The organism is Streptomyces sp. ISL-99, assembly GCF_018614005.1.
Lineage (GTDB): Bacteria > Actinomycetota > Actinomycetes > Streptomycetales > Streptomycetaceae > Streptomyces > Streptomyces flavidovirens.
On record NZ_JAGGPC010000030.1, the window covers coordinates 82,543 to 108,894 of the forward strand.

At 70.8% G+C, this 26,352-nt stretch carries 32 protein-coding genes and 1 pseudogene; 24 read left to right on the forward strand and 9 right to left on the reverse strand.

Features of this window, described 5'->3' with window-relative positions; translation table 11 throughout:
- Nucleotides 1-19: 19 nt before the first annotated feature.
- From J7E91_RS19290 to J7E91_RS19330, 9 genes and pseudogenes are all read right to left on the reverse strand, one after another.
- Nucleotides 20-433 carry a hypothetical protein gene (locus J7E91_RS19290; protein ID WP_214906326.1) on the reverse strand — a complete coding sequence of 138 codons (414 nt, stop codon included), beginning with the start codon at nucleotides 431-433 and terminating at the stop codon, nucleotides 20-22.
- 10 nt (nucleotides 434-443) lie between these two features.
- On the reverse strand, nucleotides 444-887 hold the full coding sequence (locus J7E91_RS19295) for a hypothetical protein (RefSeq protein WP_214906329.1): 444 nt from the start codon (nucleotides 885-887) through the stop codon (nucleotides 444-446).
- Entirely contained in the window at nucleotides 884-1,366 is a 483-nt protein-coding gene (locus J7E91_RS19300; protein ID WP_214906332.1) for a hypothetical protein, read from the reverse strand. The genes J7E91_RS19295 and J7E91_RS19300 overlap by 4 nt, the downstream gene beginning before the upstream one ends.
- Nucleotides 1,367-1,466: 100 nt before the next feature.
- The gene (locus tag J7E91_RS19305; RefSeq protein ID WP_374224742.1) at nucleotides 1,467-1,814 is read right to left on the reverse strand and encodes an SH3 domain-containing protein; all 348 of its coding nucleotides are present in this window, start codon (nucleotides 1,812-1,814) and stop codon (nucleotides 1,467-1,469) included.
- 148 nt (nucleotides 1,815-1,962) lie between these two features.
- Nucleotides 1,963-2,705: pseudogene (locus J7E91_RS19310) on the reverse strand (hypothetical protein).
- A 16-nt stretch (nucleotides 2,706-2,721) separates the two neighbouring features.
- The gene (locus tag J7E91_RS19315; protein ID WP_214906335.1) at nucleotides 2,722-3,420 is read right to left on the reverse strand and encodes a hypothetical protein; all 699 of its coding nucleotides are present in this window, start codon (nucleotides 3,418-3,420) and stop codon (nucleotides 2,722-2,724) included.
- 18 nt (nucleotides 3,421-3,438) lie between these two features.
- Nucleotides 3,439-3,924, reverse strand: coding sequence for a hypothetical protein (locus J7E91_RS19320; protein ID WP_214906338.1), 486 nt, complete (start codon nucleotides 3,922-3,924; stop codon nucleotides 3,439-3,441).
- Nucleotides 3,921-4,472 carry a DUF4913 domain-containing protein gene (locus J7E91_RS19325; RefSeq protein ID WP_214906340.1) on the reverse strand — a complete coding sequence of 184 codons (552 nt, stop codon included), beginning with the start codon at nucleotides 4,470-4,472 and terminating at the stop codon, nucleotides 3,921-3,923. The genes J7E91_RS19320 and J7E91_RS19325 overlap by 4 nt, the downstream gene beginning before the upstream one ends.
- A gap of 229 nt (nucleotides 4,473-4,701) precedes the next feature.
- The gene (locus tag J7E91_RS19330) at nucleotides 4,702-5,457 is read right to left on the reverse strand and encodes a site-specific DNA-methyltransferase (protein WP_214906343.1); all 756 of its coding nucleotides are present in this window, start codon (nucleotides 5,455-5,457) and stop codon (nucleotides 4,702-4,704) included.
- A gap of 511 nt (nucleotides 5,458-5,968) precedes the next feature.
- On the opposite strand from J7E91_RS19330, the gene J7E91_RS19335 reads away from it, so the two are divergent.
- From J7E91_RS19335 to J7E91_RS19450, 24 genes are all read left to right on the forward strand, one after another.
- Complete coding sequence (locus J7E91_RS19335; RefSeq protein ID WP_214906346.1) at nucleotides 5,969-7,102, forward strand: C40 family peptidase; 1,134 nt, start codon at nucleotides 5,969-5,971, stop codon at nucleotides 7,100-7,102.
- A gap of 135 nt (nucleotides 7,103-7,237) precedes the next feature.
- Entirely contained in the window at nucleotides 7,238-7,552 is a 315-nt protein-coding gene (locus J7E91_RS19340; RefSeq protein ID WP_214906349.1) for a DUF6112 family protein, read from the forward strand.
- Entirely contained in the window at nucleotides 7,552-8,244 is a 693-nt protein-coding gene (locus tag J7E91_RS19345; protein ID WP_214906352.1) for a hypothetical protein, read from the forward strand. The genes J7E91_RS19340 and J7E91_RS19345 overlap by 1 nt, the downstream gene beginning before the upstream one ends.
- Nucleotides 8,245-8,280: 36 nt before the next feature.
- Entirely contained in the window at nucleotides 8,281-9,660 is a 1,380-nt protein-coding gene (locus J7E91_RS19350; RefSeq protein WP_214906355.1) for a type IV secretion system protein, read from the forward strand.
- Between the two features lie 81 nt (nucleotides 9,661-9,741).
- A complete protein-coding gene (locus J7E91_RS19355) occupies nucleotides 9,742-11,214 on the forward strand; it encodes an SCO6880 family protein (RefSeq protein ID WP_214906358.1) in 1,473 nt (490 codons plus the stop codon).
- A gap of 26 nt (nucleotides 11,215-11,240) precedes the next feature.
- Complete coding sequence (locus tag J7E91_RS19360) at nucleotides 11,241-11,819, forward strand: hypothetical protein (protein ID WP_214906361.1); 579 nt, start codon at nucleotides 11,241-11,243, stop codon at nucleotides 11,817-11,819.
- A gap of 76 nt (nucleotides 11,820-11,895) precedes the next feature.
- Nucleotides 11,896-12,366: a DUF6238 family protein gene (locus J7E91_RS19365; RefSeq protein WP_214906364.1), complete on the forward strand. Its 471-nt coding sequence runs from the start codon at nucleotides 11,896-11,898 to the stop codon at nucleotides 12,364-12,366.
- A 25-nt stretch (nucleotides 12,367-12,391) separates the two neighbouring features.
- Complete coding sequence (locus J7E91_RS19370; protein WP_214906367.1) at nucleotides 12,392-12,937, forward strand: hypothetical protein; 546 nt, start codon at nucleotides 12,392-12,394, stop codon at nucleotides 12,935-12,937.
- 37 nt (nucleotides 12,938-12,974) lie between these two features.
- Nucleotides 12,975-14,501: a VirB4 family type IV secretion system protein gene (locus tag J7E91_RS19375; protein ID WP_214906370.1), complete on the forward strand. Its 1,527-nt coding sequence runs from the start codon at nucleotides 12,975-12,977 to the stop codon at nucleotides 14,499-14,501.
- A gap of 14 nt (nucleotides 14,502-14,515) precedes the next feature.
- Nucleotides 14,516-15,088, forward strand: a complete 573-nt coding sequence (locus tag J7E91_RS19380; protein WP_214906373.1) for a hypothetical protein — start codon at nucleotides 14,516-14,518, stop codon at nucleotides 15,086-15,088.
- A 122-nt stretch (nucleotides 15,089-15,210) separates the two neighbouring features.
- The gene (locus tag J7E91_RS19385; RefSeq protein WP_214906376.1) at nucleotides 15,211-15,381 is read left to right on the forward strand and encodes a hypothetical protein; all 171 of its coding nucleotides are present in this window, start codon (nucleotides 15,211-15,213) and stop codon (nucleotides 15,379-15,381) included.
- On the forward strand, nucleotides 15,371-16,300 hold the full coding sequence (locus J7E91_RS19390; RefSeq protein WP_214906378.1) for a hypothetical protein: 930 nt from the start codon (nucleotides 15,371-15,373) through the stop codon (nucleotides 16,298-16,300). The genes J7E91_RS19385 and J7E91_RS19390 overlap by 11 nt, the downstream gene beginning before the upstream one ends.
- A 30-nt stretch (nucleotides 16,301-16,330) precedes the next feature.
- Nucleotides 16,331-17,104, forward strand: coding sequence for a hypothetical protein (locus J7E91_RS19395; protein WP_214906381.1), 774 nt, complete (start codon nucleotides 16,331-16,333; stop codon nucleotides 17,102-17,104).
- Nucleotides 17,105-17,159: 55 nt separating this feature from the next.
- Entirely contained in the window at nucleotides 17,160-18,194 is a 1,035-nt protein-coding gene (locus J7E91_RS19400) for a hypothetical protein (protein ID WP_251015918.1), read from the forward strand.
- A 144-nt stretch (nucleotides 18,195-18,338) separates the two neighbouring features.
- A complete protein-coding gene (locus J7E91_RS19405) occupies nucleotides 18,339-18,854 on the forward strand; it encodes a hypothetical protein (RefSeq protein ID WP_214906493.1) in 516 nt (171 codons plus the stop codon).
- A gap of 48 nt (nucleotides 18,855-18,902) precedes the next feature.
- Complete coding sequence (locus tag J7E91_RS19410) at nucleotides 18,903-19,646, forward strand: glycosyltransferase (RefSeq protein ID WP_214906491.1); 744 nt, start codon at nucleotides 18,903-18,905, stop codon at nucleotides 19,644-19,646.
- A complete protein-coding gene (locus J7E91_RS19415; protein WP_214906386.1) occupies nucleotides 19,639-20,745 on the forward strand; it encodes a hypothetical protein in 1,107 nt (368 codons plus the stop codon). The genes J7E91_RS19410 and J7E91_RS19415 overlap by 8 nt, the downstream gene beginning before the upstream one ends.
- A gap of 39 nt (nucleotides 20,746-20,784) precedes the next feature.
- A complete protein-coding gene (locus tag J7E91_RS19420) occupies nucleotides 20,785-21,243 on the forward strand; it encodes a hypothetical protein (RefSeq protein ID WP_214906389.1) in 459 nt (152 codons plus the stop codon).
- Nucleotides 21,240-22,430 (forward strand): hypothetical protein, encoded by a 1,191-nt coding sequence (locus J7E91_RS19425; protein WP_214906392.1) that lies wholly within the window; start codon nucleotides 21,240-21,242, stop codon nucleotides 22,428-22,430. The genes J7E91_RS19420 and J7E91_RS19425 overlap by 4 nt, the downstream gene beginning before the upstream one ends.
- An 18-nt stretch (nucleotides 22,431-22,448) precedes the next feature.
- Nucleotides 22,449-23,717: an MFS transporter gene (locus J7E91_RS19430; protein ID WP_251015919.1), complete on the forward strand. Its 1,269-nt coding sequence runs from the start codon at nucleotides 22,449-22,451 to the stop codon at nucleotides 23,715-23,717.
- Nucleotides 23,718-23,765: 48 nt separating this feature from the next.
- Nucleotides 23,766-24,263, forward strand: coding sequence for a hypothetical protein (locus J7E91_RS19435; protein ID WP_214906395.1), 498 nt, complete (start codon nucleotides 23,766-23,768; stop codon nucleotides 24,261-24,263).
- Between the two features lie 99 nt (nucleotides 24,264-24,362).
- The gene (locus J7E91_RS19440; RefSeq protein WP_214906398.1) at nucleotides 24,363-24,788 is read left to right on the forward strand and encodes an inverse autotransporter beta domain-containing protein; all 426 of its coding nucleotides are present in this window, start codon (nucleotides 24,363-24,365) and stop codon (nucleotides 24,786-24,788) included.
- Nucleotides 24,785-25,633: a relaxase/mobilization nuclease gene (locus J7E91_RS19445; protein WP_214906401.1), complete on the forward strand. Its 849-nt coding sequence runs from the start codon at nucleotides 24,785-24,787 to the stop codon at nucleotides 25,631-25,633. Before J7E91_RS19440 ends, J7E91_RS19445 begins: the two co-directional genes overlap by 4 nt.
- A gap of 13 nt (nucleotides 25,634-25,646) precedes the next feature.
- The gene (locus tag J7E91_RS19450) at nucleotides 25,647-26,339 is read left to right on the forward strand and encodes a hypothetical protein (RefSeq protein WP_214906403.1); all 693 of its coding nucleotides are present in this window, start codon (nucleotides 25,647-25,649) and stop codon (nucleotides 26,337-26,339) included.
- Nucleotides 26,340-26,352 lie beyond the last annotated feature (13 nt).

A 26,352-nucleotide genomic window follows, 5' to 3' on the forward strand; every position in this document is an offset into this window, starting at 1 on the left:
AAGGGAAATCGCCTGCGGGTCAGCGGCTGTGCGCCGTGCTCTGCGCCGGAAGGGGCGGAGCCGGTGGCGGCGGCGTGAGAACCGGCGGGGGCGGCGTGGGGGCCGGGACGCGGGCGAGGCTCTGCAGAACGGCGGCGGCTGACTTGGCCTGCACGTCGCGCACGGCGACTGCTTCGGCGAGCCGGCGGGAGCCGTCGACAAGGTGGGAGACCTCATGCCGGCCGATCTGCCGCTCGGGGTGGATGAGCCGGGCGAGGTGGTCTCGGTGGAGGTCGATGCTGCGCTCGGCGAGGACGAGGTCGTCGTGCATGCCGAGCAGGGCGGAGAGCATGCCGGGGGGCTGGTCCTGGGCGTGGGCTTCGAGGTCGGCGAGCGGCGCGCCGTACAGGTCCTCGATCCGTCCGGCTATCTCGGTGGACGTGAGGTGGGGCAAGCGCGGGCTTTCAGGATCGGCGGGCCCGGGCCGCCCCGGCACGCTGGGGTGCCGGGGCGGCGGACGGAGGCAGGGTTGCGGTGGTCCTGAGCTGCGTCATGCGGACGGGGCGGGCCTGCTGGTTGGGCGCAGGCATGGTGCGCAGCAGGTCACCGAGGGCGGCGCGGTAGCCGTCGCGGGCATCCAGCGCCGCCTCCAGCCACTGCGCGTCGAAGCGGAGCTTGTCCGCCGACAGATCGCCCATGTCACGGTCCGGATCCATGTCCGCGTGCACGCGGTCGCGGACGCGGGCGACCTGCTCCTCGGTGAGCGCGAGGAACGAACGCAGTTCCAGGGCGCGGGTGAGCGCGGGAGAGGCTTCGGGTCCGGTGGCCGCCTCGTACAGCTCGGGGAGCGGGGGTCCGAAGACCTTCTGCAGGTCGGCGTCCATGGTGCTGGCCTTGTCCCGGCTCATCGGACGGTCCTTCCCGCCCGCCACGCCGACGCCGGCGCGGGCGTCCCCATGGGTCGGTGCGGAGCACTGGTCTGCACGGCCGGACCGGTTCGGGGACGAAGTCGGGCGAGGCGTTCGGCTGCGAGGTCTTTCTTCCCTGGAGCATCCGGGTCGAGGAGCCAACGCACAACCAGGGCCCGCCCGTCGCGGGCGGTGACGGCGGCGTTCACGCGGTGGGCGAGGCCCATCGTCGGGTCGTCGACCTCGCTGGGCTGGGTGTCCAGCGAGGCGAGGAGGTCGTCCTCCGCGCGGTCGAGCACCGACTGGGCCTCAGCGAGAAGGCCGTGCCACTTGACGACATCGGTGGCGTCGGGATTGGCGGTCGGCGCGGCGGCGACCGCGGCCTTCAACTGGTCCATGTCCATGCCGAAGCGCGCTTCGATCCGTTCGGTGAGCACGCCCACGACATCCTCAGCGTCATCGGATATGCCGTCGGACAAAGGAAAGCTCCTGTTCTGGAAAGGCCGATTGCGTGGGGGAATGTGCAAGGGCGGACTTACCCGGCGGCTCGGCTGCTTCCGGGTACGGGCTGAATGCCGGTCAGTCCAGGCACATTCGGACGTCGCGGTAGACGTACGTGCCGGAGACCCAGCCCTTGACGCCGGTCGACTTGTCCGTGATGTAGAGCCAGTTGCCGCTCTTCTTGGACACGCTGAACTTGTGGCTCTTGTAGAGCACGCCGAGCGCGGTGGACTTCGAGCTGGCCTTGGACCGGATGGTCACGGCCTTGGTGTGCACCTCGTAGGGCAGCGGCGGCAGGGACGAGCAGCTGCTCGCGGGGGCTGCGGTTACTGCGGCGGGGGCCGCGCTGGCGGTGGTGGTGGACAGCACCGGCAGAGCGAGAGCGCCGAGCATCGCTGCGGATACGGCTATTCGGGTGGAGCGCATGCGGAAGAAACCTCCGTGAGGTCATGGGGATTGCGTGGAAGAGCGCCGCGGTTGTTGTCGCGGCGGCTGTATAAGAGTCCGGAGAATCGCCGGTTTGGCTAACCGGCGATCGTCGGCTATGTTTCGCCGCTCTCCTCGGTCGTGGCGCTTAGCGCGAGCGGCCGGGCGGGCGCGAAGCAGGGGCCTTAGCCACACCGGCCGGACGGACGACTGCGGCTGCCGGGCGGACCGGCGGGAGAGGGCCGGCCTCGCCGGTGAGACGGTCGGAGCACCACTGCAGGGCGCCTTCCTTCGTGTCGAAACCGCCCTCGCGCAGGGTGTGCGTCCACGCGTCCGTGTCGACCTCCTCGACCACGACGCGGAAAGGGCTGGGCGCTCGCTCGTCCAGGGCGCGCAGCGCCACTACGGTGACCATGTCGTCCGGGTCATCCGCGGTGTAGGAGTAGCCCATGGCGTAGTGGTCGCCGTCGTCCGCGAGGCGCTTCTCCAGCGCACGAGTCGCTTCGTCTGCCGGCGGAGGACCCAGCTCGGGGTTGAGGCCGATGGCTTCGTGCGGGCAGCCGCGGTGGATGAGCCAGGACTGTGCCATCGCGGGCAGCGGCAGTGGGGCCTGCTCGAAGCTGAACGTCTGCTCTCGTGGTCCCGTTGCAGGTGTACGGCGAGCACCTGGGGCATGCCGGGGTGCCCCCAGGTGGCGGTGCGGTCGAACAGGACGTAGTAGCTGTGCGCACCGTCGTGGTGTTCGGCGAGGGGAACGAGCATGTCCTCGTGGACGCCGACCTTGCGGTAGAAGTCGAGGTATTTCTCCTCGTCGGCGTCGAGGTCGTCAAGATTGAAATCGACTTGTGGGACGGACGTACGAGCCGGCGCCGGTTCGCTGGGAGACAACAGGGGCCTTTCATTGGGTTCAGCGCCGCTGGGGCAAGGTGGACGGCGACGTGCCGGGTCGAGCCGGGAGCTTGGGCGCCTGAGTTGTGGGCTTCCGGCGGGCGGCGAACAGTGCGGCGCGTCCGGTGTCGGTGAGGGCGACCGGCTGGCCGGCGTGTACGGGGTGGCCGGTGTCCCGGACGACCAGGCCGGCGTCCTCCAGCCGCTGCAGCTCGGCGTGAGGGATGCGGGTGCCGGAGGCGGCGGTCACGGACATCCGGCCGGTCAGCAGGTGTTCGTAGAGCTTGGCGCCGCCGGCGATGGCAAGCAGGGCCGCCTGGTCGTCCGTCGACAGCGGACTCGGGCCTTGCGCCGAGGCCGTCGCGGCGGCCTCGATGGGCTCCAGGGCGGCGCTCACCGTCCGGGCAGCGGCGTCGCGGGTATCGGTGGCCTCCTCCAGCTGGTCCACCGTGCGGTCGATGCGCGTGAACAGGGCGTCGTCGACGTCGAACTCGCCGCTCGACAGGCGGTTGAGTAGCTTGAGGTAGAAGACGACGCCGGTCTGGGCCTTGGCCAGCTCACGGTGTCGGTCGACCAGGTGAGCGTGGGGATCGTCGAGGACACCGCGGTCGCGGTAGGCCCACAGGGTGTCGATGTCGTGGCCGATGGCGGCTTCGATGCGATGGTCGAGCGGGGAGACCGCACGCCGCACTGGTGTCGGCGTGGGTTCAGGGGGCATAGGCGGGACTCCGTGCGTTCAGCGGGCGTGATGGTGCGCGGGGTTGCGTGCGGGACGGGGCAGACCCGGCAGTGCGGTGGACGGCGGGCCGGGCCGGGGTGCGGGACCGCGGGTCGTCAGCTGCGGGGAGCGGGAGCGTGCCGCGTGGGTGCGGGCGCTCAGCGGCCGGCGGGTCATCCCCAGGCGGCGGCCGACTTCGTCGTAGACGTCGTTGCCCGCACGCGGCCGGACCGCGACGACATGGATCTCCTTCGGGTGTGCGGACTCCGAGGGCGACGGGCGGACGCCGTAGACGACGCGCCAGTCCTTGCGCGAGTCCACGAACAGCTTCCGGAAACCCTCCAGGTCACCGTCGAGGCGCAGCCCGAAGCGCTGGGCGTTCACGACCTCCTGCAGGTAGGCGAGCGTGAGGTCGCGGATGTCACTGGGCGCCTGGAGGAGGTCGGTCAGGGCTCGGGGGTCGAAGCTCAGGCCGAAGGCGGGCTGCACCTGTCCCGCGCTCACGACGTCGGCTCGTCCTGCTCGGCAGGCCCAGCGGCCTCCGCCGGGGATGCCGCCTCCGTACGCACGGACGGCGGCGGGCCGGGCAGGAGACGGTGTGCGGGACGGTCGGGAGAGGTCATGCAGGCCGACAGCGGGCCGCCCGGGGCGCGGATCGCCGCGACGGCATGGGTGAGGAAGTCCCGGTGCCACACGAACAGGCCGGAGAGCCCGGCGTCGGGTTCCTTGTGCTGCTGGTATGCGAGCCACAGGGCGTGGAGCCAGGCCACGACATCGTCGTGCTCCTGCCACTGCAGGCACCAGGGTGCAGCGGTGGTGACCTCCGATCCGTAGACCGGGAGGAAGAAGTCGTCGATCCAGTCGCTGAGCGCGTCGAGTTCGTCCTCCCTTTCCTCCCCGTCGAGTTCCAGAATCGGGCGGGGCTCGGGCGGGGCGGCGGGAGGCGGCCCGCCGAGCCCCGGCATGCCGAACGCGGCGAACGGCGATCCGCTGGGCTCCGGAGTGGACGCGAGGTGGTCGAGCTGCTGCGCCTGCTGCGCCGACTGCTCCATAAGCCGTCGGACGCTCGCTTCGATTCCCTCAAGCTGCGGATCCGGAATGCGAACCGGCTCCAACTCCCCTTCGTCATTAGGTTTTGTGGATTCGGGCATGGAAAGTTTCGGCCTCCTACGAGACGCGGAATGAGAGAAGGACGGAGGCGGCGACGCGCGGACCGTTCGGCGAGTTACCGGCTCTGCTGTACCGGAATTCCGCTTGGGGCGCCGTTCGCGCGGTCGCAGCTCAGACGGTGAGAACCACGTCGTCTTGGGTGAGGGTCTCGCGGATGGTTTCGGTGAGCCGGTCGGCCGCGATCGACGCGTAGTGCTCGGTCTTCTCCACTCCGATGAAATCCCGGCCCTCCAGCAGGGCGGCGACGCCCGTGGAGCCGGAGCCGGCACAGAAGTCGAGGACCGTGCCGCCGTCGGGGCTGATCTTGACCAGCTCGCGCATGACCTCGACCGGCTTCTGCGTGATGTGCTGGCGCTTCGACCCCGAGGGCTGCGACGCCGAGTACATTCCCGGCAGGTAGACCGGGTTCCGGGAGCCGTCGATCGGCCCCTTGGACGCCCAGATGATGAATTCGCAGTTCTGGGTGAATCGGCCCTTCTGCGGGCGGGCCTGCGGCTTGTGCCAGGCCAGCACGCCGCGCCACAGCCATCCGGCAGCCTGGATCGCATCCGTCGTCGTGGGGAGCTGGCGCCAGTCGGTGAACAGCAGCGCGGTGCCGCCGGTCTTCGTGAGGCGGTGGGCTTCGGTCATGATCTGCGTCAGCCAGAACGAGTAAGACCTCTGGTCCATGTTCTCGCCGGTGAAGTCGGCGAGGTCGTTCTTGGAATCCGCGGACGTGTACTTCTGCTTGGCGGAGCGGGTGGTGCGCTCCTTCGCGGTCCTACCGCCCGAGTTGTACGGCGGGTCGGTGATGACGGAGTCGACGCAGCCGTCCGGGAGGCCGGCGAGAACGCTGAGGGCGTCGCCCTGGTGCAGGGAAAAAGGCAAAGAGGAACCCCTATTCGGGTGTGGGAACGCGGAGGGAACTCACCGCCTCACGCAGGAGTCCTCGCGGGCTGGAATCGGGCATGCAGAAGCCCAGGGCCACAGACCGAGGAAGGAGAGGGGGAGTCCAAAAACTGTAGAGGCGAATCCGCCGACGACCAAGAAATGCTCCGCTGAGGTGCCGGATTCCGGTACCTCACGCCGATTTTTTGGTCAACCGCCAATCCGCGCCTACTGTTTTTGAACCGCCCGGCGCACACCGCCGCTGGCTACTCCCCGCCACACCTCACGGAGGTACCCCCTGCCCCGGCACACCTAGCTCACGGCCCGGCCACATGGAGCGAGCGGCAACTCGCCCACACCGGCCCGCCACGATCGCCCACCCCGGCCGCCGCGCCCTTCCGATCCGCTCGCGCACGCGGCACGCCGGACACCGCACCCCGAAGGACACGCTCATGACGTCTCGTTACCCACCCCTGCCCGAAAACGCTGACCGGCGAGCGGTCCCCTCCGGTTGAAGGCGCTCGCCGCCGGCATCGGCGTCGTCTTCCTCTCCCCGATCCTGATCGCCGGCACCGGCATGATGCTGGCCTCCTCCGCCGACGCCGTGCAGAGCAACGGCCTCGTCAGCAGCTGTCTGACCGACATCGACGCTGACAAGGTCGCTGAGCAGGTCGGCAAGATCCTCGACGGGGCGTCCGGCAAGGACATCCACGTCGAGGGCCTGGACCTTCCCGCCGAGCAGGTCCCCAACGCCCAGACAATCGTGGCCGCCGGCCTCTCACTCGACATCCCCACGAAGGGCCAGGTCATCGCGCTCGCCACGGCGATGCAGGAGAGCCGGCTGCGCAACCTGAACTACGGCGACCGCGACTCCCTCGGCCTGTTCCAGCAACGACCCTCCCAGGGATGGGGCAGCGCCCAGCAGATCCGCGACCCGGTCTACGCCTCCGAGCAGTTCTACAAGCACTTGCTCAAGGTGAGCGGCTGGCAGCAGATGACCGTCACCCAGGCCGCCCAAGCCGTGCAGAAGTCCGGCCTGCCAGACGCGTACGCGAAGTGGGAGAACCTGGCCACTGCGCTGCAGGCCGCCATCGCCAAGACCTTCCCCGGCGGCGGCGATGACGCGGACGGCAAGGACGCGGACCAGGGCAAGAAGCCGTCGACCGGTACGACCGGCTGCGCGCCGGGCCAGGACGGTTCCGGCTTCGGCCGCATCCCTGAGGGGAGCGTCCCCAAGGGTTACTCGATCCCCAAGGACGCCGATCTGAAGGCGCGCAAGGCCATCGAGTGGGCGATGCACCAGCTCGGCACGCTCTACCAGTGGGGCGGGTCCTGCACGAACTCGCATGGGCCTGACCCCATGGGCCGCTGCGACTGCTCCAGCCTGATGCAGCAGGCGTACGCGCAAGTCGGCGTCACGCTCACCCGCACCACGTACACGCAGGTCAACGAGGGCAAGGCGGTCTCGCCCGCCCAACTCAAGCCCGGTGACCTGATCTTCAGCCGCGGCAGCGCCGCGCGACCTGAGCACGTCGGCATGTACATGGGCGAGGGCCTCGTCATCGAGGCACCCCGCACCACCAAGCCCGTCCGGATTACCCCGATCAAGGACTGGACGATTCTCGCCGCCCGCCGCGTCCTCTGACGCCGCCCCGCCCGGACACCGCTCCAGGGCGTGCCGCCGCGGCCACTTCCGCGCCCCGAGCGCACCTCCCCCTCCGCATTCCCCTTCCCGCCGGCCCTCGCCTGGCCCGCGTATGCAAGGAGCCCCGCCACACCTATGTCCCTCCCTCTCGCAGACCGTGTCATCCAGCTCGCCTACGACCCAGGAATCTCACCCAAGGGCGGCGGGTTGCCCGGCCTCGCCGTGCTGAAGAACGTCGTCAACAGCATCAACATGTTCGGCATCATCGCCGTGGTCGGCGCCCTCGCCGTCTCGCTCGGCGTATGGGCTTGGGGCCACCACACTGGTGGCCACCAGGCCGAGGCCAACGGCAAGAAGGGCGCCGTCGTCGCCGCCGGCGCCGCGCTCGGCCTCGGTGCCGCGAATGGGATTGTCGCGTTCTTCTCCAGCCTGGGGTCGCAGGTCCACTGATGCGGAAACGATTCCCTTCCCTCTCGCCGTCCTCGTACGGCGCGGGCTGGCCAGCCAGCACGCGCATCGCGCTCGTCGCCTCGGCCGTCGCCGTCCTCCTCGCCATCGCTGGGGTTGTCGCCCTGATGACCGGCGGCGGGAACGGCCACCGGGCTCCGGACACCGCCGCGCCCGCCCCGACCGGCAGCCCGTCTTCCTCCGAGGCCGCCCCGAAGCCTTCCTCCGGCTCCGGGTCGGTGCCCAAGCCACCGCAGATCTCCGAACCTGTCGCCTACGCCAAGGCGGCGGCCCAGATGCTGTGGACCTACGACACCCGGAACACCAGCCGCGACCAGCAACTCTCCGGCATGCGCGCCTGGATGACAGGCGAGACCACGTACGCCGACTGGGCCTCCGTTGCCGGCCAGGTTCCCGATCCGGTGCTGTGGTCGCGAATGGCCGATCAGGACCAGCACGCCACCGCCAGCGTCACCGAGGGCCACTACCCCTCCGCGTTCAAGGCGGCGCTGGCCGACGACCCGTCCGCGATCACGAAGGCGTACATCTACGTCGTCACCGTCAACGGCAAGCAGCAGATCGCCTGGAAGAAGGGCGGGGGCGGCGCCGAGGAACGGGCCGTGACCCTCGCCGTCCAGTGCCGCCCGAACCACGACTGCACCCTGGCCGCCCTCGCACCGAGCGTCACGCAGTGACCCGCGCCTGAGACAAGAAAGGAGGAGTAACTCCTCGTGGGTTTCTGTGATTTCCCCCTGGCAGACAAGCTGTGCGCCGTCGGCGACGCGGTGAGTTTTGCCTCGGACCCGGGCAAAGCCATCGGTGACTGGATGGCGAAGTCGGCTGGCGAACTCGCCGCCGCCGCAGCCGACCTGGCCGCCGAGGCAGTCAACACCACCACGAAGGTGGACCTCAACGCGACCTGGTTCGTCGACAACTACGAGATGCTGCTGCCACTGGGCCTGGTCCTCTTGGTCGCGACGTTCTGCGCGCAACTGGTGCGAGCCGCCGTCCGGCGCGACGGACAGGCCCTGACACAAGCGTTCACCGGCACCATGGGCGGCGTCCTGTTCGCCTTCTGCGCCATCGCCTTTACGACGGTCGCGGTCGAAGTGGTCGACGCGATATCCGACGGCCTGTTCAAGACCGCGCACCTGAACATCGAGTCGGCCGTGCGCCGGATCGTGAAGGTCAACCAGATCGGCGGCCTGGCCGGCCTGGGCTGGCTCGTCCCGGTCGTCGCCGGTCTCGGAGCCGCCATCGGCGCCTTCCTCTACTGGTGCGTGATGATGGTCCGCAAGGTCGGCATCCTCGTCATGGTCACCTTGGCCGTGTTCGCGTCGGCCGGCGGCGGCTGGGAGGTCGCCCGGCGCTGGCGCAAGGGCTGGATCGAGGCCACCGCCACCCTCGTGGTCAGCAAGTTGCTGATGACCGTGATCTTCGTCCTCGGCATCGCCGCCATGGGCAAGACCGAGGCCAAGGACGGCATCGCTGCACTGGCTGACGTCATGTCCGGCATCGTGATCATGGTTCTGGTGCTGCTGTGCCCGTACGCGGTCTTCAAGTTCGTGCACTGGGCGGCCGACGGCACCGACGGCGAGTCCATCCACCGTGCCGGTGGCGCCGGAGCGCAGATCGCCAAGGCTCACGCCGAGAAGGCCGCCCGCAAGGCCGCCGCCGCTGCGGCCACCGCCGGAACCGGTGGTGCCGCAGCCGGAGCGGGCGCCGCCCCGCAAGGCCCCGAGGCCGGTGGCGGGGGCGGATTCCCCGGCGACGTCGCCGCCAACCCGACTGGTGGAGGCGGAGAAGGCAAGGAAGGTTCGCAATCCGGCGGAACGGGCGTCTCGCCCGGTGGCGATGCCGTCAAGTCCGGTCTGGAGAAGGCCGTCCAGCCCGCGCCGACCAGCGTGTCCGACGACACCAGCGGTCAGGTGGGCGGCAGCCAAGGGCCGGGCGGATCCGGCGCGAACGCCGCGTCCGGCCAGGGCGATGGATGGCAGTCCACCCCGCCGAGCACGACCCCGCCGCCCCAGGGCGCACCGCCGTCCTCCGGCTCACAGAACGCCACGTCCAGCGGGTCGGCCACACCGCCACCGCCCCCGGCCGGCTTCTGATCCCCTGCCCGACTCCCGGGGGCGGGACGTGCACGCCACCTCCCGCCCCCGGGTTCCACCCGCGCCTCCAGGACCCGCCCCTTGACTGATCTCTCCGTCGCCCCGATCACGGTGAAGTTTCCGCACCGGTCCCGCCGCGGCATCCTCCTCGGACTCTCTCTCCCTCAACTCGTCCTCGTGTCGTGCTCGCTGGCACTGCTGCTGATGACAGTGATCTCCACCGGACTGCTCGGCGCCGTCGCCCTGGCCCCGCTGTGGGCGGCATCCGGAGCGCTCGTCGCGATTCGACGGCACGGCCGGTCCCTCATCGACTGGGCACCGATCGTCACCCGCTACGCACACCGTCGCCGTACCGGCCAGACGCTCTGGCTCGCCCGGCCCGTCACCCGGCCGCGGCAGGACGGCGTCCTCCATCTGCCGGGCACCCCCGCCTCGCTGAAGGTGGTCACCCCCGGCGACTCCGCCAACCAGGCCGCGGCCGTGCACGACCCCCGCCAGCAGACCCTGACCGCCATCGCCCGCGTCAGCAGCCGGGCGTTCGCCCTCCTCGACCCCGCGACCCAGAATCACAACGTGTCGAGCTGGGGGCGGGCGCTTGCGGGCATCGCCCGCACCGGGCACATCGCCACCGTGCAGGTGCTGGAGCGCACCGTTCCCGACAGCGGCGACACCCTGACCCGTCACTGGACCCAGAACGGGCAGCCCCAGGCCCCCGTTGCCGGGCAGATCTACTCCGAACTGGTCGCCTCGGCCGGTCCCGCCGCCGCCCCACACGAGACCTACCTCGCCATCTCCCTGGACCTGAAGGCCGCCAAGCGTCTGATCTCGCAGGCCGGCGGAGGGCTGCCGGGTGCGTTCACCGTCATGGAGCAGACGACCGCGTCCATCGCCCAGGCCGCCCGGAACGCCGGGCTCATGGTGACCGGGTGGCTGAGTGCCCGGGAGATCGCCGCCGTGATCCGCACCGCCTACGACCCGAAGGCGCTCGCCGCACTCCAGCAGTGGTCCGAGACCGGCCGCGCCGAGGCGGACCCCGCAGCCGCCGGGCCCGTCGTCCAGTTCGAGGAGTACGACCGGCTCGCCACCGACTCCGCCCGCCACGCCACGTACTGGGTGGAGAACTGGCCGCGCACCGAAATGGGAGCGGGCTTCCTCCACGGCATCATGTTCACGGCCGGTGTGCGGCGCAGCCTGTCCCTTATATACGCGCCCCAGGGGCTCGAGTCTGCACTGCGGGACGTCCAGCGGAAGAAGGCGGCGATCATCGCCGACGCGAATGAGCGCGCCCGCCGGGGACAGGTCGACAGCGAGGAAGACTCCGTCGAGTACGCCGACGTCAAGCAGCGCGAGCGCCAGCTCATCGCCGGGCACGCCGACGTCGCCCTGACCGGCCTGGTCACCGTCACCGCCGACACCGATGCCCTCCTCGACGCGGCCTGCGCGCAGATCGAGACCGCCGCCGTCACCGCCGGCGTCGACCTGCGCCGCCTCAACTACCAGCAGCCCGACGCCTTCACCCTCACCGCGCTGCCCCTCGCCCGGACCGCCCTGTGACCCGCCAGCCTCCGGCCCGTGCCGCCGTGCCCCAACCCTCGCACCTCATCGACGACATCCAGGCGCTGCTGGACCCGCTGCGCCAGATGCACCGCCGCCACCAAGCGGCTCTCGACGAACACCGCACCAAAGACGGCTACGTCATCGAGGGCCACCACGCCGCCTACGAGGAGGCCCGCTACACCACCGCCATCGAAGCCAGCGACACCCTCGACACCATCAGGAACCGGCTGGAGCGACTGATCGCCGCCCCCGCACACCGCGCCTTCACCATCGCCCACAAGGGCCCCGGCCACGACGAGGGAGCAAGCCCCTGGCTGTTCGTCGTCAACGCCACCGACCTCGACGACGCGCACCGCACCCTCACGCAATTGCCCTCATACAAAAACTGGCTGGTGGACACCCGCGCCCCGGGCGACACCGACTCCGCCTCCAACGCGGACGTCGTGAGCGACCACAGCCATGTCGGCACCCGGGCGCCCGGCACGTACCTCGACCTGCGCCAGGAGCAGGAACAGATCCTCGCCTCCCCCACCGCATCCCGCAGCGTCCCCGCGCCCCCGCCTCCCAGTCCGCCCTCGGCAGCGCCCCGGCGCTCGCGCTGACCACCGGCCCCTCGCCGTCTTTGGCGGATCGCCCGTCACTGCCCCTGCCGCTACGGCAGGAAGGACCCCTGCCCCTTTGACCTCTGCCACCCCCGTCGGCGACGCGCACCCCTACCTACGTGCCGCCACCGCCGGCGTCCGCCACCACACCCGCTCCCTCACCACGGCGGCACCCTCGGCGCCACAGCCCGCGGACCGCGTGCACCTCGACGTGCTGCACGCGCACCTCACCGCCCTGCACCGGCTGTTCGACCAGCTCGCCGAGACCACCCGGCCACCACATCCAGCTGCGGGCCGTCACCTGGCCACTGCCCACACCCGGCTATGGCAGGCCACCGCCGCGCTGCACGACGCCTTCCACCTCCTGCCCGCAGCCAACGAGAGCGCTGCGGAGGCGGACTGCCATCCCGAACGGCTGCCGGAAGGACCCCCAGTCCTGACCATCTGCCAGCGCCACCTCGCCGCCGGTCACATCGTCCGGCGCAAGACCACCCCAAGCGATCTCAACACCCCGCTGCACGGCCACACCACCACCTGCAGCCAGTAACCCCCACCCCGACGAAAGGCACTCCATGCGCAAGCTGAAGCGCTCCACCTCCACCGCCGTCATCATCGCCGCACTCGCCGGCACCGCCGCCATAGCGACCGCCACCCCCGCCGCAGCCGCCACCAGCTACAAGTGCACGACCAGCACCAAGTCAATCGACGACCCGGCGTACACGGGCCCCTGGGCCGACAACTGGGACGTCCGTGTCACCCTGTGCGCCAAGCGCTCCGGCTCCACCGTCTACACGTACGCCAAGGTCAGCTGGGACGGACCGGCGTACGGCCAGGTCGACGACAGCACCATCTTCGACGGCGCCTACTTCAAGCTCCAGGTCAAGAAGTCGCAGGCCGGCACCGACCCGGTGAAGAAGTCCGCCAACTACTACGGCATCGAATCGCGGCTGGAAAACAGCGACTCCAACGCCAACTACAACAACTCGTACACCACGCCCGTACTTAGCTACACGATCGGCTCCGCACGCGGACTGGGCGACGGCGAACTCCACCTCGACTGGAACAACGACGGCAAGGGCTACTGGAAGCACCAGTTCAGCGCCTCACCGGTGGTGTGACCGCCCGCCCCGACCACCGCCACGTGAAAGCCGTCCTATGAATCACCGGCCCGCACGCCGAGCCCGCCGCGCCTCCGCCTCCCCGCTGTTCACCCCGCACGGCACCGACCGGGCCAGCAGAAAAGCAGCCCGCCGCCAACTCGCCGAAGCCGCCGCCAAGGCCCGCGCCGAAGCCAGCTCCCACCCGGCGGGTACCGCGCCCGCGGAGCACGAAATGCCCGCTCCTCTCTTTCCACCGAGCGGGCGCCCCGGCCCTGCCTCCGCCCGCGGAAACCGGCTGAAGCTGCCCGCCCACCGCATGACCACCGCCGTCGCAGCCGGCGCGTACCCGTTCCTCGCCGAAGGCGGCCTCGGCGCCGAAGGCATCTACGTCGGCCGCGACGTCCACGCCGAAGCCTCGTTCGTGTTCGATCCGTTCGCGCTGTACGGCAAGGTCGAGGGCTTCACCAACCCCAACATCCTGCTCGCAGGCGTGATCGGTCAGGGCAAGTCAGCGCTGGCGAAGTCGTTCGCGCTGCGGTCGGTCGCCTTCGGCTACCGCATCTACGTCCCGTGTGACCCCAAGGGCGAATGGACGCCCGTCGCCTCCGCACTCGGCGGCACATCCGTCGCCCTCGGTCCCGGACTGCCCGGCAAACTCAACCCGTTGGACGCCGCACCGCGCCCCGACAGCGTCTCCGAGGCCGACTGGATCGGCGAGATCCGCAAGCGGCGCCTGCTGCTGCTCGGTTCTCTGGCCCGGACCGTCCTCGGCCGTGACCTCCTCCCGATGGAGCACACCGCCCTCGACGTCGCCCTCGACGTCGCCCTCGACGCCGTCGTCACCGGCGCTGCCGCCACCGGCCGTACACCACTTCTCGGCGACGTCGCCGCCGCCCTCAACAACCCCACCGCGCTCGACGAGGCCAGCGGGATGATGTCCGGACGGCTCGGCGAAGCAGCCCGCGACCTCGCCCACGCCATGCGCCGCCTGGTCCACGGAGACCTTGCCGGCATGTTCGACGCCCCCTCCACCGTCGCCTTCGACCCGAACGCGCCGATGCTCACCATCGACCTTTCCCGCCTCGGCGGCTCCGGCGACGACACCGCCCTCGTCCTGGCGATGACCTGCGCGAGCGCCTGGATGGAGTCCGCACTCTCCGATCCGAACGGCGGCCGGCGCTGGATCGTGTACGACGAGGCGTGGAGGCTGATGCGGCACGTCGGCCTGCTGCAGCGGATGCAGGCCCAGTGGAAGCTGTCCCGCGGCCTCGGCATCGCGAACCTCATGGTGATTCACCGGCTCAGCGACTTGCTCACCGCAGGCGACGCCGGATCACAGGGCCGGGCTCTGGCCGAGGGGCTCCTCGCCGACTGCAGCACCCGGATCATCTACCGCCAGGAGACCGACCAACTCCACGCCGCGGCCTCCCTGCTCGGCCTGACCTCCGTCGAGATGGACGCCATCGCACACCTCAACCGAGGGCGCGGTTTGTGGAAAGTCGCAGGTCGGAGCTTCATCGTGCAGCACCTCCTGCACAGCTACGAACTGAAGCTCTTCGACACCGACGCCCGTATGCACTGAGGAGCAAGAGGCCCGTGAAGCCCGACTTCCAACGCGACCTGATACCGAGCGATGACGCTCTCCACCTTATCGGCGCGCTCAACGTGATGAAGGACAAACTACTCAACGCCGCCCAGCAATGGGAGCTGCTGGACGAGAACGGACACGTACCGGCCGCGCCCTCCTACCCCGCACTGCTCCGGCACGCCACCGACGCACAGGACCTCTCCCGCGACGTCTTCCGGCTGACTGCTGACTTCGCCCAGAGCCCGCACCACACCACCCGCGCCGGCGACACCGTCCTAAAGCATCTCGCCATGGCAGCGACCATGTCGAGCCACGCGGCCCCTCACTTCGCCGAAACCGCGGAGTGCGCCCTGACCCTGCCCCGGTCTGCCAACCCGACCGACCGGCACTACCTCACGAACCGCATGGTCATCGATCACGCCTCAGCCCGCGCCTTCCTGCGGCGCACTTCGGAATCCCTTCGGGACGCGGCCAAGGAACTCGACGACCACCTCGGCTTCCAACGCTTCCTCGCGCCGCTCACCCGTCAGGAAGGTCCGCCAGCGCCTCCGCCACCCAGGCCGGGCGGTCGCCACATCTGACCGCGCCGAGCCCGGAGCCCGATCCACCCACAACCCCAAGGAATGATCTGAACCGCCCCGCTCATTTCAGCGACGCCGACTGGGCCGAGTACCAGCAGTGTCAGGCCGAGCACGACGACCTCATGGCGCAGGTCACCGACCGCGAAGCCCAGCTGGAACACGACCTGATCGCCACCTACGACGAGTACGAACTCGACTTCAGTCCAGTTCCGAAGCCGGAAGCCGACTCCGGACGCCGGATACCTCCGCCGCGCCGATCGCCGGCCTCCCGCAGGAGGAGCCGTGGCCGCTGACGTGGAGAACACCCCCGATACTCGCCGGACGGCTCCGCTTGCGCCGCTTCCCGACCACCGCGACGTGAACACCCCGTGGTGGCAGGAGCTGTGGAGCCGCCACGCGCACATCACCACACCGCTGCGGGCGCGCGGACTGCAGTGCGACATCGAGTTCGGCCTCAGCGCCTACATCGTGCGCGTGCCGCTCCCCGACGACAGCTACCTGATCATCGGCCCGCCACAGGAGCCGTCGTCCGAACGCCCGCCCGGAGACCCGGAGGGCTGGATCGCAACCCGTGAGCACCCCGACGACCAGGCGCTGTTCGAAGTCCTCTACGACTCGGCTCCCTCCGGCGACCCTGGCGTCCCCCAGAGGCCCGAAGCCCGCCACGGCGGCAGCGCCCAACCCCTGATCGAGGCACTCGACCATCGCCTCGCCCAGCTCGGGCTGCTACCGCATCCCGTCCTGCCCCACGAAAGCCCGCACGTGCACCCAGCTCAGGCGCCGCCCGAACCGTTCAAGACCCCGGACGCCCCCGCCGCAGCAGACCGCGCTCCCTCCTACGTCTACGGCGACGCGATGCTCGCCCTGACCAACCGGCTCAACGGAGCCGAGTCCCACGCGGATGCCGCTGGCCTCCTCCACCAGGTCCTGGATCCGGTCAACGGCCTGCTGGAGCGGCTCGGCGAGTTCTTCGAGGCAGCCGGCGAGAAGGCCAAGGAAGCCGAGGAGGACGACGGCTTCGACCTGTCCTACGACCTCGCCGACGCCGCCGCCGAGATCCGCAATCTCGGAGAGGTCCTGCACGTGGCCGAGGACCGGATGCGGGCGCTCACCCCGCTCGTTCCCACGCCGCGGCTCCACTCCACCCCGGCCCGTGCGCCGTCCCTTCCCCCGCGAGCCCTCCCGCCGGCACCGCCACGGCACACCCGCTGACGCCGCACCACCACCTCCTTCCAGGAACACATGACCTCACCCCGCACCGACCTGTCCGCCTTCGCCACCGGCCTGGCCGACCGCCTGCCCGGCACCTGGACCAGCGAGTACCAGCGCCACGCGCAGTACGCGGACCAGCTCCCCCGCACCGAGCAGCTCTGGGACAACGGCCACGTCGACTACATCGTCAGCCAGTACGTCCTCACTCACGACGCCGTACTCCACGGGCCGAACGACCAGCGACTCTACGTGACCGACCGGCCCCTCTACCCGCACCAGTTCGTCGTCGCGCCTCTCGCCCCCGTCGGCACGCACATCAGGCCCCACCACTTCGACGCGGTCGAGGAACCCAACGGCATCGCCGTTCCCAAGGACGCCGCGCGGGCGGCGGCACGAGTCGCCCGGCGGGTGCTGCCCCGCTACGAACAGGCCCTGCAAGCCGTGCTCGGCAACGCGGCGGGCCAGCCCGACCCCCCGCACCGGCCGGGCCCGCCACAGGTCGACCAGGTCCTCACCCTGACCCTGTACAGCGACGGAGCCCTCGGCGCGCCGTACGAGAGCGTGCCGGTCGATGCCCGCATGACGCTGTACGCCCACGGCTTCCAGTACCACCCGCACCAAGCAGCTTTCCTCCTGCCCACCGCTTACGGGGACAGCGGTCGCGCGCTTCGCGTCCACGGCGTGGTCCAGCAGCTCACAGCCAAGGGCATCGGTGTGAACCTGCGCCACTCGGCGCCCACCACCAGCGCAGCCGTTCCGCCGGCGTCGCCGACGACCGCACCGACGACCAGCCGCACGCGCTGATCCCCTTCCCTTCCTGCAGATCCTTGGAGCCTCCATCCGCATCGCCCGCCCCACCTTGCCGCTGTTCGTCGGCACCGCCTGCCTCGCCCTGGCCCTCACCGGCTGCACTGGCGAGGACGGCCCCGCCCAGGCCCGGCAGACGCCCAGCGCCAGCACTGCCCCGAAGCCGGCACCAGCCCTGACCGCCGCCCAGGCCCGCGACGTCATCACCCACTACTCGAAGACCAACAACGAGGCCAACTCCGACCGGAACCGCGCCCTTCTCGACACGGTCGAGGACGGGCCGCTGTACGCGATGTCCGTCTCGGAATACAAGGAAACCGAGGGTCTTCCGACAGCGGACCGCAAGCCGTACAAGCCGTGGTCCTACGACCCCGCGGACGCCAAGCTGTACATCCCGCGCCTGGCAGCCGGACAGAGCCCCTGGTTCGCCGCCGCGCTCTCGGACCAGAAGGGCAAGGCCCCCTCGCGGCTCGGGGTGTTCGCCGAAAGCCCCCAGCACAAGCGCTGGGAGCTGGTGTCCGTCGTCGACCTCGACACCCCGAAACTGCCGGACATCGCACTCGACCGCGACGGATACGCGACGGCCGTCTGCGCCGACGGCAACAAGCAGCTCGCCGCCGGCGCCGACCTCCTGCGCACGGGCGTGCTCGACAACTTCGCCACCGGAGGCACGAACACCGGAACGAAGATCTTCACACCGACCAAGGCGAGCAAGCAGCAGATCGAGGTCCACGACAAGACCGGCACCCGCTACGGGAACCAGGGCACCACCGTCTTCGCCGGCGCCGCCAACCGCTACAAGGACGCCTACGCCCTCAAGACCACCGACGGCGGTGCGCTGATCCTCTTCTCCCACACGCACACCCAGACCGATGCCGTCGCGCACTCCGGCCTGCAGATCAACCCCGGCAAGGACGACCGGGCCTGGCTCCACGACGTGCCCCGCACCTCGATCCAGTACACGTTCGTGTGCAACGACGCCGCCACCGTCCCCGCGAAGGCCGAGCCCTCCCGCCTGATCGGCTACACCTGCGCCCGCACCGACGCCTCCGGCCCCCCGGTCGCCTCCTGGTCGCACCGCGCGTAGACGCACCCGCGCGCCACTTCGATGGCCGCCGTAGATCCCCGCCCCCCTTGACCGATCTGGAGAAATCCCCTGTCCACACGCTCCTTCATCGCCCGCCCCACCTCCGGCACGGGGTACAGCGGCATCCACGTCCAGCTCGACGGTCTGCCAAGCGTCCACCTCCTTCTGCTCCTGGCCGCCTACCAGTACAAGTTCGGACGCAACGTCGAGACCATGTGCCAGCACCTCATCGACGACGTCGCCGTCGGCTGGGACGAACTCGGCACCGATCTCCTCGACGGCGCACCGCCCGCCCTCGTGAACGCGCTGACGGGCGGCGACCACTGGCCCAGCCGCACCCTCGACCACCTGGTCACCCCGGACGGCTCCCCGCCGGTCCGCATGTCGGTCACTGACACGACCGCCGACGAGCAGGACATGCAGTGGGGATACGTGCTGCACACGGAGGGCATCGAGGTGATCAGCCTTCTGCACGAGGACCTCGGCCCGGTCGTGGACTGGGCCACCGACCCGCGCACCGTCTTCAACGACCACCCGGCGGCCTGGTCCTGCCTCGACCCCGCGCCCACTATCCGGGTACCGCGCAGCACACCGTCCCAGAGCGCTCCCGCCACCGCCCCGGCGAAGGCCGGGACCACGCGCCCCGCCACGCGCCGCTAGTTCCCCTTGTCATCCCCGGAGCCTTCCCTGCCCCCGAACACCACTCCCCTGATCACCGTCGTCATCGCCAGCCAACTACGCGAGGACCGGCTCGACTACCTGACCGCCATGCATGCCAGCCTCACCCGGCAGTCCGTGCCGTGGGAGGCGGTGATCGCGCTCGACGGTGCTTCTCCTGACCGCCTTCCGGCCTCGCTCGCGCAAGACCCGCGCGTCCGCACACTGGTGCTGCCCCGTTCGGTCGGCGCCGCCTGCGCCAGGAATCTGGCCCTCGCCCACGTCCGAACCCGGTATACGAACTGGGCCGATGATGACGACGAGTTCCCCGACGACGCCATGTCCCTGCGGCTGAACACCCTGGAATCGACCGGGGTCGGCTGGTGTGCGGGATGGAGTGAGGACCAGCACCAAGACGGTTCGACCACCTTGTGGCGGTGCCCCACTCCGCCCGGACGGCACGAGGCCGGCGATGTGTGGACGTACTGGAAGTCCCCGGCGGACACCATTCCCATCGGGCCGACCACGATCCTCGCCCGCACCGACCTCGTACGCGCCGCCCCGATGGGCGGCCTCATTCAGGGCGAGGATTACTGCGCGGCCCTGGGCGTAACAGCTCTCGCCCCCGGAATCCTGCTGCCGGTCCCTGTGTACAGATACCGAAAGTGGAACGGGCAGATGACAGCGCAGGTCGGATACGACCAGCTGGAGGCGGCGGCCCGGGAGCATTCCTGGGCCTACGGCCGCAGCCTGCGCGCCGTCCTGCGCGACAGCAAGGACACGGTCCATGGCTGAGGCGCAGATCATCCTGTCGCACAGCCGGGAGTCCGGGATCGTGGCCATCGCCGCAGGCGAGCAGTACCCGTGGGCCCACACCGCCCTCGCGGAGAGCGGCTTCCAGCGGGATGACGAGGGCGTCTACCACCTTCCGTCAGATGGCACCGGAACCACGGTGGCCGCACTGGTGGCGTGCGCGAAACGGCATCGCACCAGCGTGCACACGAGCAGCCGCCGCTTCATCGGGGACGCCGCCCGCGACCTCGCGCACCAACTGCCCGGCCGGTGGCACGCGTCCGTTGAGATCTACTCGCACCCCGCCTGGCAGGGAGACCTGGTGCCCTGGATCTGGGACAGCGGCGAACTCGGCCGCGCCCTGCAGAGCGAACGGATTCCGTACGCCGCGACGCTCACCGACATGGTTCAGGGCACCACGCTGCTGCTCGTCGAACGCCCCGGACATCAACTCGGCTATCTCGTCGGCGCCTTCGCTCCGGAGGGACTCGAAGAAGGCTACGGCGATCCGCACGCGCCGCGCAGTATCGTCCTGCCGCCGTTCGCCGGACGGGCGGCCCAGGCCGTTGCCGACCGCTACCTGCCTTCCTACGAGCAGGCCGTCCACGCCCGCCGCACCGATGCCATCGCCGCCGTACTCGGGGACCTCCGCTCCGAGCACGACACCTGGCAGGCCATGGTCGACTCCGGCCGTTACAGCGATGCCACCCCACTGAGCGCCGCCGCCCTCGGCACCGCGACCGAGGAATTCCTCGACCATGCCTGGCGCCGATTCCTCACCGTCGTCGACCACGCCCCGTTGCTGATCGATCGGTGCCGTCCCGCCAGCAGCCCGTGGCCCAACGACTCCACGACACTCTCCCGCCTGGCCGAGGCCGTGGCCGATGCCGAGAGCCTGCTCGACGAGGTCGTCCACGGCAGCTCTGTGCCACCGCAGGAGCGTCGTGCACGCGCGTGGCCTGCCATCGAGACCTGGCTCACCGACGGCGAGACGTTCTTGCGCCAGGCCCGCGTGAGCGCACCCCACCGCCGCCCGGCCCTCTCCGTCGCCGCGTCGGCCCGACCCCTCGCTGGGGCCCCTGCCGCGCGCCGCAGCCGCTGAACCATTCCACTTCGACAACGAGAGGGGATCCCCGCCCCCTTGCAGCCCGGCCCCCACTTCGCCTTCAGCGACCACGACACGCACGGCTTCGTCGCCTCCTTCACCGCTTCCCTCCCCCCGCACCTTGGCCACTGGTTCCTGGAACGTGAGCAGTTCGAGCCCGTTCCCGAAGAACCCGGCCTGTACCGGCTCAGCGAGCCCGAGCGCGACGGTGCCCGCCGCACCCGCCAGGCCGTCCACGACCTGCGCCGACAGGGCTACACCGTGCAGGCCGACATCCGCCTCGACCCGGCTCTGTCCGCCGGTCCGCCACGCCCCGTCCGGCCCAACGGGCTCCAGGAACGCCGCAGCCGCCTCGCCCAAGCCGCCGCCGCCCGGACGACACAACGCTCCACACCACCCACCACCTCCCCACCGTCGGCCCGGCCGATCCCGCCGAAGCCCACCTACGCTCCCACCGTCCACCTGACGGCCTCCGGCGGCGGGCGGTCACGATGACGCCCGAGAGCAATCCAGCCCCCGACGGCCCCCAGCCGAGCGCCCCCGAACTCTCCAACGGCGCACGCGACTTCCGGCTCCGCATGGCAGTCATCGACTGCCAGACCGAAGCCGCGCTCGACATGACACGCGACCGCTACGGTCGCACCGTCCACGCAGGCGCCGCGGAAGCCGCGCAGGCCCACCGCGACAAGGCGGCGCTTGAGGCGTACAGCATCCACCTCGCCCCACACGCCGACGCGCTGCTCGAAACCGCCCGTCGCGCACTCGACGAGCTGCCGTCCGCCCAGCACCTGACCGGATGGCGAGGCGTGCTCGACGGCCTGGCCGCCTCCGCCACCGAGATCCGCCGGGCACTCGACCGGCCAGCCGCCCCCAGCTCCCCGGCCGAACGCACCCAGCACTCGACTCTATGGCCGCACCTCACCGCCTGGGCGGACCACAGCGTCATCGCCAGCAATCTCGCCGACCAGCGAGATGGGCAGCGCCACAAGGCGCCCCTGACCGGCGAAGAACAGCAGAGGTGGACCGAGAGGGCCCAGGCCGCGCAGCGGCGCGGCGAACTGGAGCTGACCGAGTCGTGGTACGCCGCCGACGGGCAGCCGATCACCCTCGCTTACCTGGTCGAGGACGACGACTCGACGGTGGTCGCGCTGCGCGGCGACCCGGGCGCACCGGGCTGGCAGGTGATCGGGCACTACACCCATGAATACGAGGCAGGGAAGGTACTGCCCGCTGCGGTCCCGCCCGGCGTACTGCGCCCGGACGTCTCCCGGTTCAACCGTCCGGTACCGGCCCCGGAGGTGTCCCTGCAGGAACTCATCCGCGACGCCGTCGAGGCACAGCACGCCGGCGATGCGTCCAACGCACTGCTCAGTGCCACCCAGCGCGGCTACGACGCGGGGCCAATGGTCCGCCTCCAGGAACTCCTCGAAACCAGCGGCCAGTTCGCCAGCGCCCTGGAGACCGTGCAGGGCCGCCAGATCGCCGCCCGCCTCTCCGCACTGGGCCGGCAGATCGAGTTCCTCACCCGCGAAGTCGAGGACGCGGCCGAGGACCTCGGCGCGACCGTCGCCGTCCTGCCCCCGCACCGCACCCCCGTGCTGCGCACCCGCCCGCGCCCGGCCGTGGACACCACGCCACCCGCACCGCCGCCCCGCGCCAGCACGCCCTCCCGCCTCCGCTAAGCACCGAGAAAGTACCCGTTGTCCCTGACCGCACCCCCGGCCCCGGCACCGCGCATCACCTACTGCGCGGTGCTGGGCAGCCCGTACGTCGCCCGCCTCCTCGGCGGCACCCTCACCGGCCGACTCCCCAACGGCATGGCCCCCGTCGCCATCCTCCTGTGGGCCACCGCGAGCGGCCACAACATCGCCTTCGGCGGACTGCTCAGTGCCCTGTACGGGCTGTCCTCGGCGCTGGTGCAACCGGTCAAGGGCCGCCTCATGGACCGCCACGGCCAGAGCGTGGTGCACCTTCCCGCCGTTGCGCTCAACTCGGCCCTCCTGGTGGCCCTGCCCCTGGCCGGGCCGTACGGCGGACCCGGTCTCGCCACGGCCATCGTCGTCGCCGGCGGCCTGACGACCCCGCCCCTGGAGGCCGGGCTGCGGGCCTTGTGGCCGAGCGTGCTCCCCGATGCCCGGCTGCGGCACGCTGCGCTCGCCCTCGACACCGGCACGCAGGGCCTGCTCTACATCGCCGGCCCCCTGCTCGTTGCCGCGCTCGCCTCCGCGTACAACCCCGTTGTCGCGCTCGCCGTGACCGCGGTCCTCGGGCTGGTCGGCACCGCCGTGGTCGCCCTCGCTCCGCCATCGCGGCGCTGGCGGCCGACAGCATCAACAAGCCTCCACAGCACCGCAGTTAGCCGTCTGGCCAGCCCCGGCCTGGTGCTGCTGTTCGTCTCTCTCACCGGCACCGGGTTCGCGATCGGGGCGATGAACGTGTGGTCGATCGCCATGGCCGAGCACCACGAGCAGGACATGCTCTCGGGCATCATCCCCGCCGCGTTCTCCACCGGTAGCTTTCTGGGCGGCCTCATCTACGGACGCCGCACCTGGAAGGGAACCACCGCAGACCGGCTGATCACCGCCGGTGCCGTGTTCCTCGCCGGGTGGCTCCCGCTCGTGGCGCTGCCGGGGCCCTTGGGGGCCACCGTCGCGGTCGCCGTGCCCGGTGCGTTCCTGACCGTCGTGGCCGCCTGCGCCTATGTGACCACGGACACTCTTGCCCCGCCGGGCCGGACCAGCGAGGCGTACGCGTGGCTCATCCTGTCGATCGGCGTCGGACAGTCCGCCGGCACCGCCCTGGCCGGAGGTCTCGCCGAGCAGCCGCTCGCCAGCGCGGCGCTCCCCGCCGCCGGAGCGGCCCTCGCTCTCGCCGTCCTCCTCGCCGCGCGTCGGCGCCTGGGCCCCACCGGACAGCTGCCGCGCGGCCGACACCGCCGCCCACTTCGAGGCCGGCACAAGACGCCCTGATCAGGGCGCAACCCCACCACCTTCCACCCCTTTTGAGGAGACCCATTCATGGCCGTACGTACGCACTGGACCGTGGAGCACGCCTGCTCCCACCAAGTGGATCACGACCTGTCCAACCGTCCTGCCGACAAGCGGGCCGGATTTGCGCGCTGGCTCGCGTCGAAGGACTGCAGCGACTGCTGGAAGGCGGCGCGCGACGAGGACAGCGAGTCGAAGGAGGAGTGGCTCGCAGCGAAGCGCGCCGAGGAGCAGGAGGCCGCCGTCACGTGGGCCAAGCAGTTCGACATGCCGCAGTTGGAGGGACCGGAGAAGGCCCTTGACTGGGGCGAGCGCTCCCGCCACCAGTTGATGACGGCCGCGCACACTGCCCTTGTGGTGGAGGGGAGTTGGGACGAGGCGGACTGGGCGGAGCTGGAGGAGAAGGCCCGCTCCATCACCCGAGCCGGATGGTGGATAGACCAGCGCGACGCCGAAGGTGCTGACCTGCTCGAACTCCTCGACGCAGCCAGTGAGGCGGACCGCGGGACGGAGAACCCGTTCCGCTGACGGCGGGGCAACATAGCCGGGAAACGCCGGTTAGCCAAACCGGCGTTCCTCCGGACTATTGATGCTCCCACCCCGCCAGCAACCGCGTGGAAGGAACTCATGTCCCAGCCCCCGCCCACCTCGGCGTTCGCACCGACGCCCGACCCGCTCACCCCCGACCGGGACATCACCCATTCACACTTCCAGGCCGGCGACACCGTCGTCGTCCTGAAGGGGGTGGCCGGCGGGGAGCTGTGGGGCGATGCGATGCGCGTCGTGGCTCCGTCCTGGCACACCCCGACCGACGAGGACGGGTGGCGGCTGCGCGATGCGACCGGCGGAGCCCAGTCCTACGTCACCGCCCACCCCCGCTACCTCGTGCACCTCTCGCGCCGCTGCCCCGACTGCCTGATCTACCTGCGGGCCATGGAGGACACGCTCCTTGCGCGGTTCGCCGACCGCAACGAACTGATCGACTGCGGCTGGTACACCACCACCGCCCTGGGCCAGCTCGTGCACATCGCCGACATCCGGGGCGGCCGGTGATCCCCCGCCTCCACGAGCGGACCCACGCACCGCACGAGCCGCTCGCCGAGGCACTGGGGCGGCCGGTCTCCCCGAACGAGGGCCTGACGGAGTACACGGTCGTAGCCCACTGGCCGGGCCTGGATTACTTCACCCTGGACGACGAGCAGAAGACCTGGACGTCCGTCCAGTGGGCCGAGCACCTCGAAGACCCTTATCTGGAGCACCCGTTCGCCGCCAGCCCGGACGACGATCGGCACGCGATCCTCCATGTCACCGTCCGGCTTCACCCGGACGACCGGCAGCTGACCGGACCGGAGTGGGCCGAAACCGCCCACCGGCTCGCGCGGGCCGCAGGTATCGAGATCCCCGGCAAGGAGCACGGCTGCCGGTGGATCGCCGTCCAGGCCCAGCCGCAGCGCCTCGACCTGATCGCCAACCTGATCCACCTCGACGGCGCGTGGCACGCCCCGCCCACCGACATCCTGCGGCGCCTCGCGGACGAGACGGGCCGTATCGAGCAGGACCTCCACCTGATTTCCCCGGTACGCGCCGGGCACAGAGCGCGGCCTGCCATCCGGACGGCGCCCACGGCATCGGCCCAGCTCGCGAGCGTCCTTACCCAACTCGCCGACGAACAGGCCGGCCCGCTGGCCGCGGTGCGCGGACTCATCGAGCACACCGCGCACCGGGTCGCTCGCCAGCCCGGAGCGGCCGGCACCGACACGGCTCACCGTCTGGAGCTGCTCGCCCGCCGCCTCTATGCCATCCAGCAGGACTTGGACGGCACCGCCGCCCACCTGGTCCGGCCCCGGATCGCCGCCACACCACCCACCACCCGGCGCACCACCCACCGATCACCGTAGGAGAAACGTCTCTTTGCCTCTCGCCGACCGCTTCCTGGACATCCGCCGCGACCCGCACTCCGGGGAAGTCCTCGCCCGCGGCGGTGACTCCGAGGCGCACGGCGTCCTGCAGCGGGCGGGGTTCATTGCCGTTGTACGAGTCCACGAGACCTACCACCGCGCCCCCACCGGCCTGGCCGACCGGGACGAGGACCGTCTCGCCACCGACGCCGTCGCCCGCCTGCGGGCCGGATACTACGTCGACTGCGACGAGGACTTCGACACCGATTCCCGTCCGGCGAGCTACCTGCCGCTGGGTTCGCCCGTCGCCCACCTCGCCGAGCGCATTCGCGAGGCCACCACCACGGACGAGGCGGCCGAGGCGCTGACCGAGCTGACCGCCGCCCACGACGGCATCCTCGCCGCGCTGGAGGAAGTCCTCACCGCCACAGCCGACTTCCACGACGGGCTCGGCCAGGCGGCCGACCCGCATATCGCCCGGCGGCTGCGCTACCTCGCCGACGAGCACCTGCGCATCATCCGCACGGACCTGGCCGACACCCGCAACACGTTCGCCGACCGGCATGCCCCGCACCCCGGCCGCAGCACCTGCAGCGCAGAGGTCCCCGCCACCGAACGCGAGCGCTCCGCCGTGTGCGCCTGTCCGCCCCCGCCCCGCACACTCCCGGCCCCGCCACCTCCGGTGGCCGCCGGACTGCGCCGCTGACTCCCCACTTCGC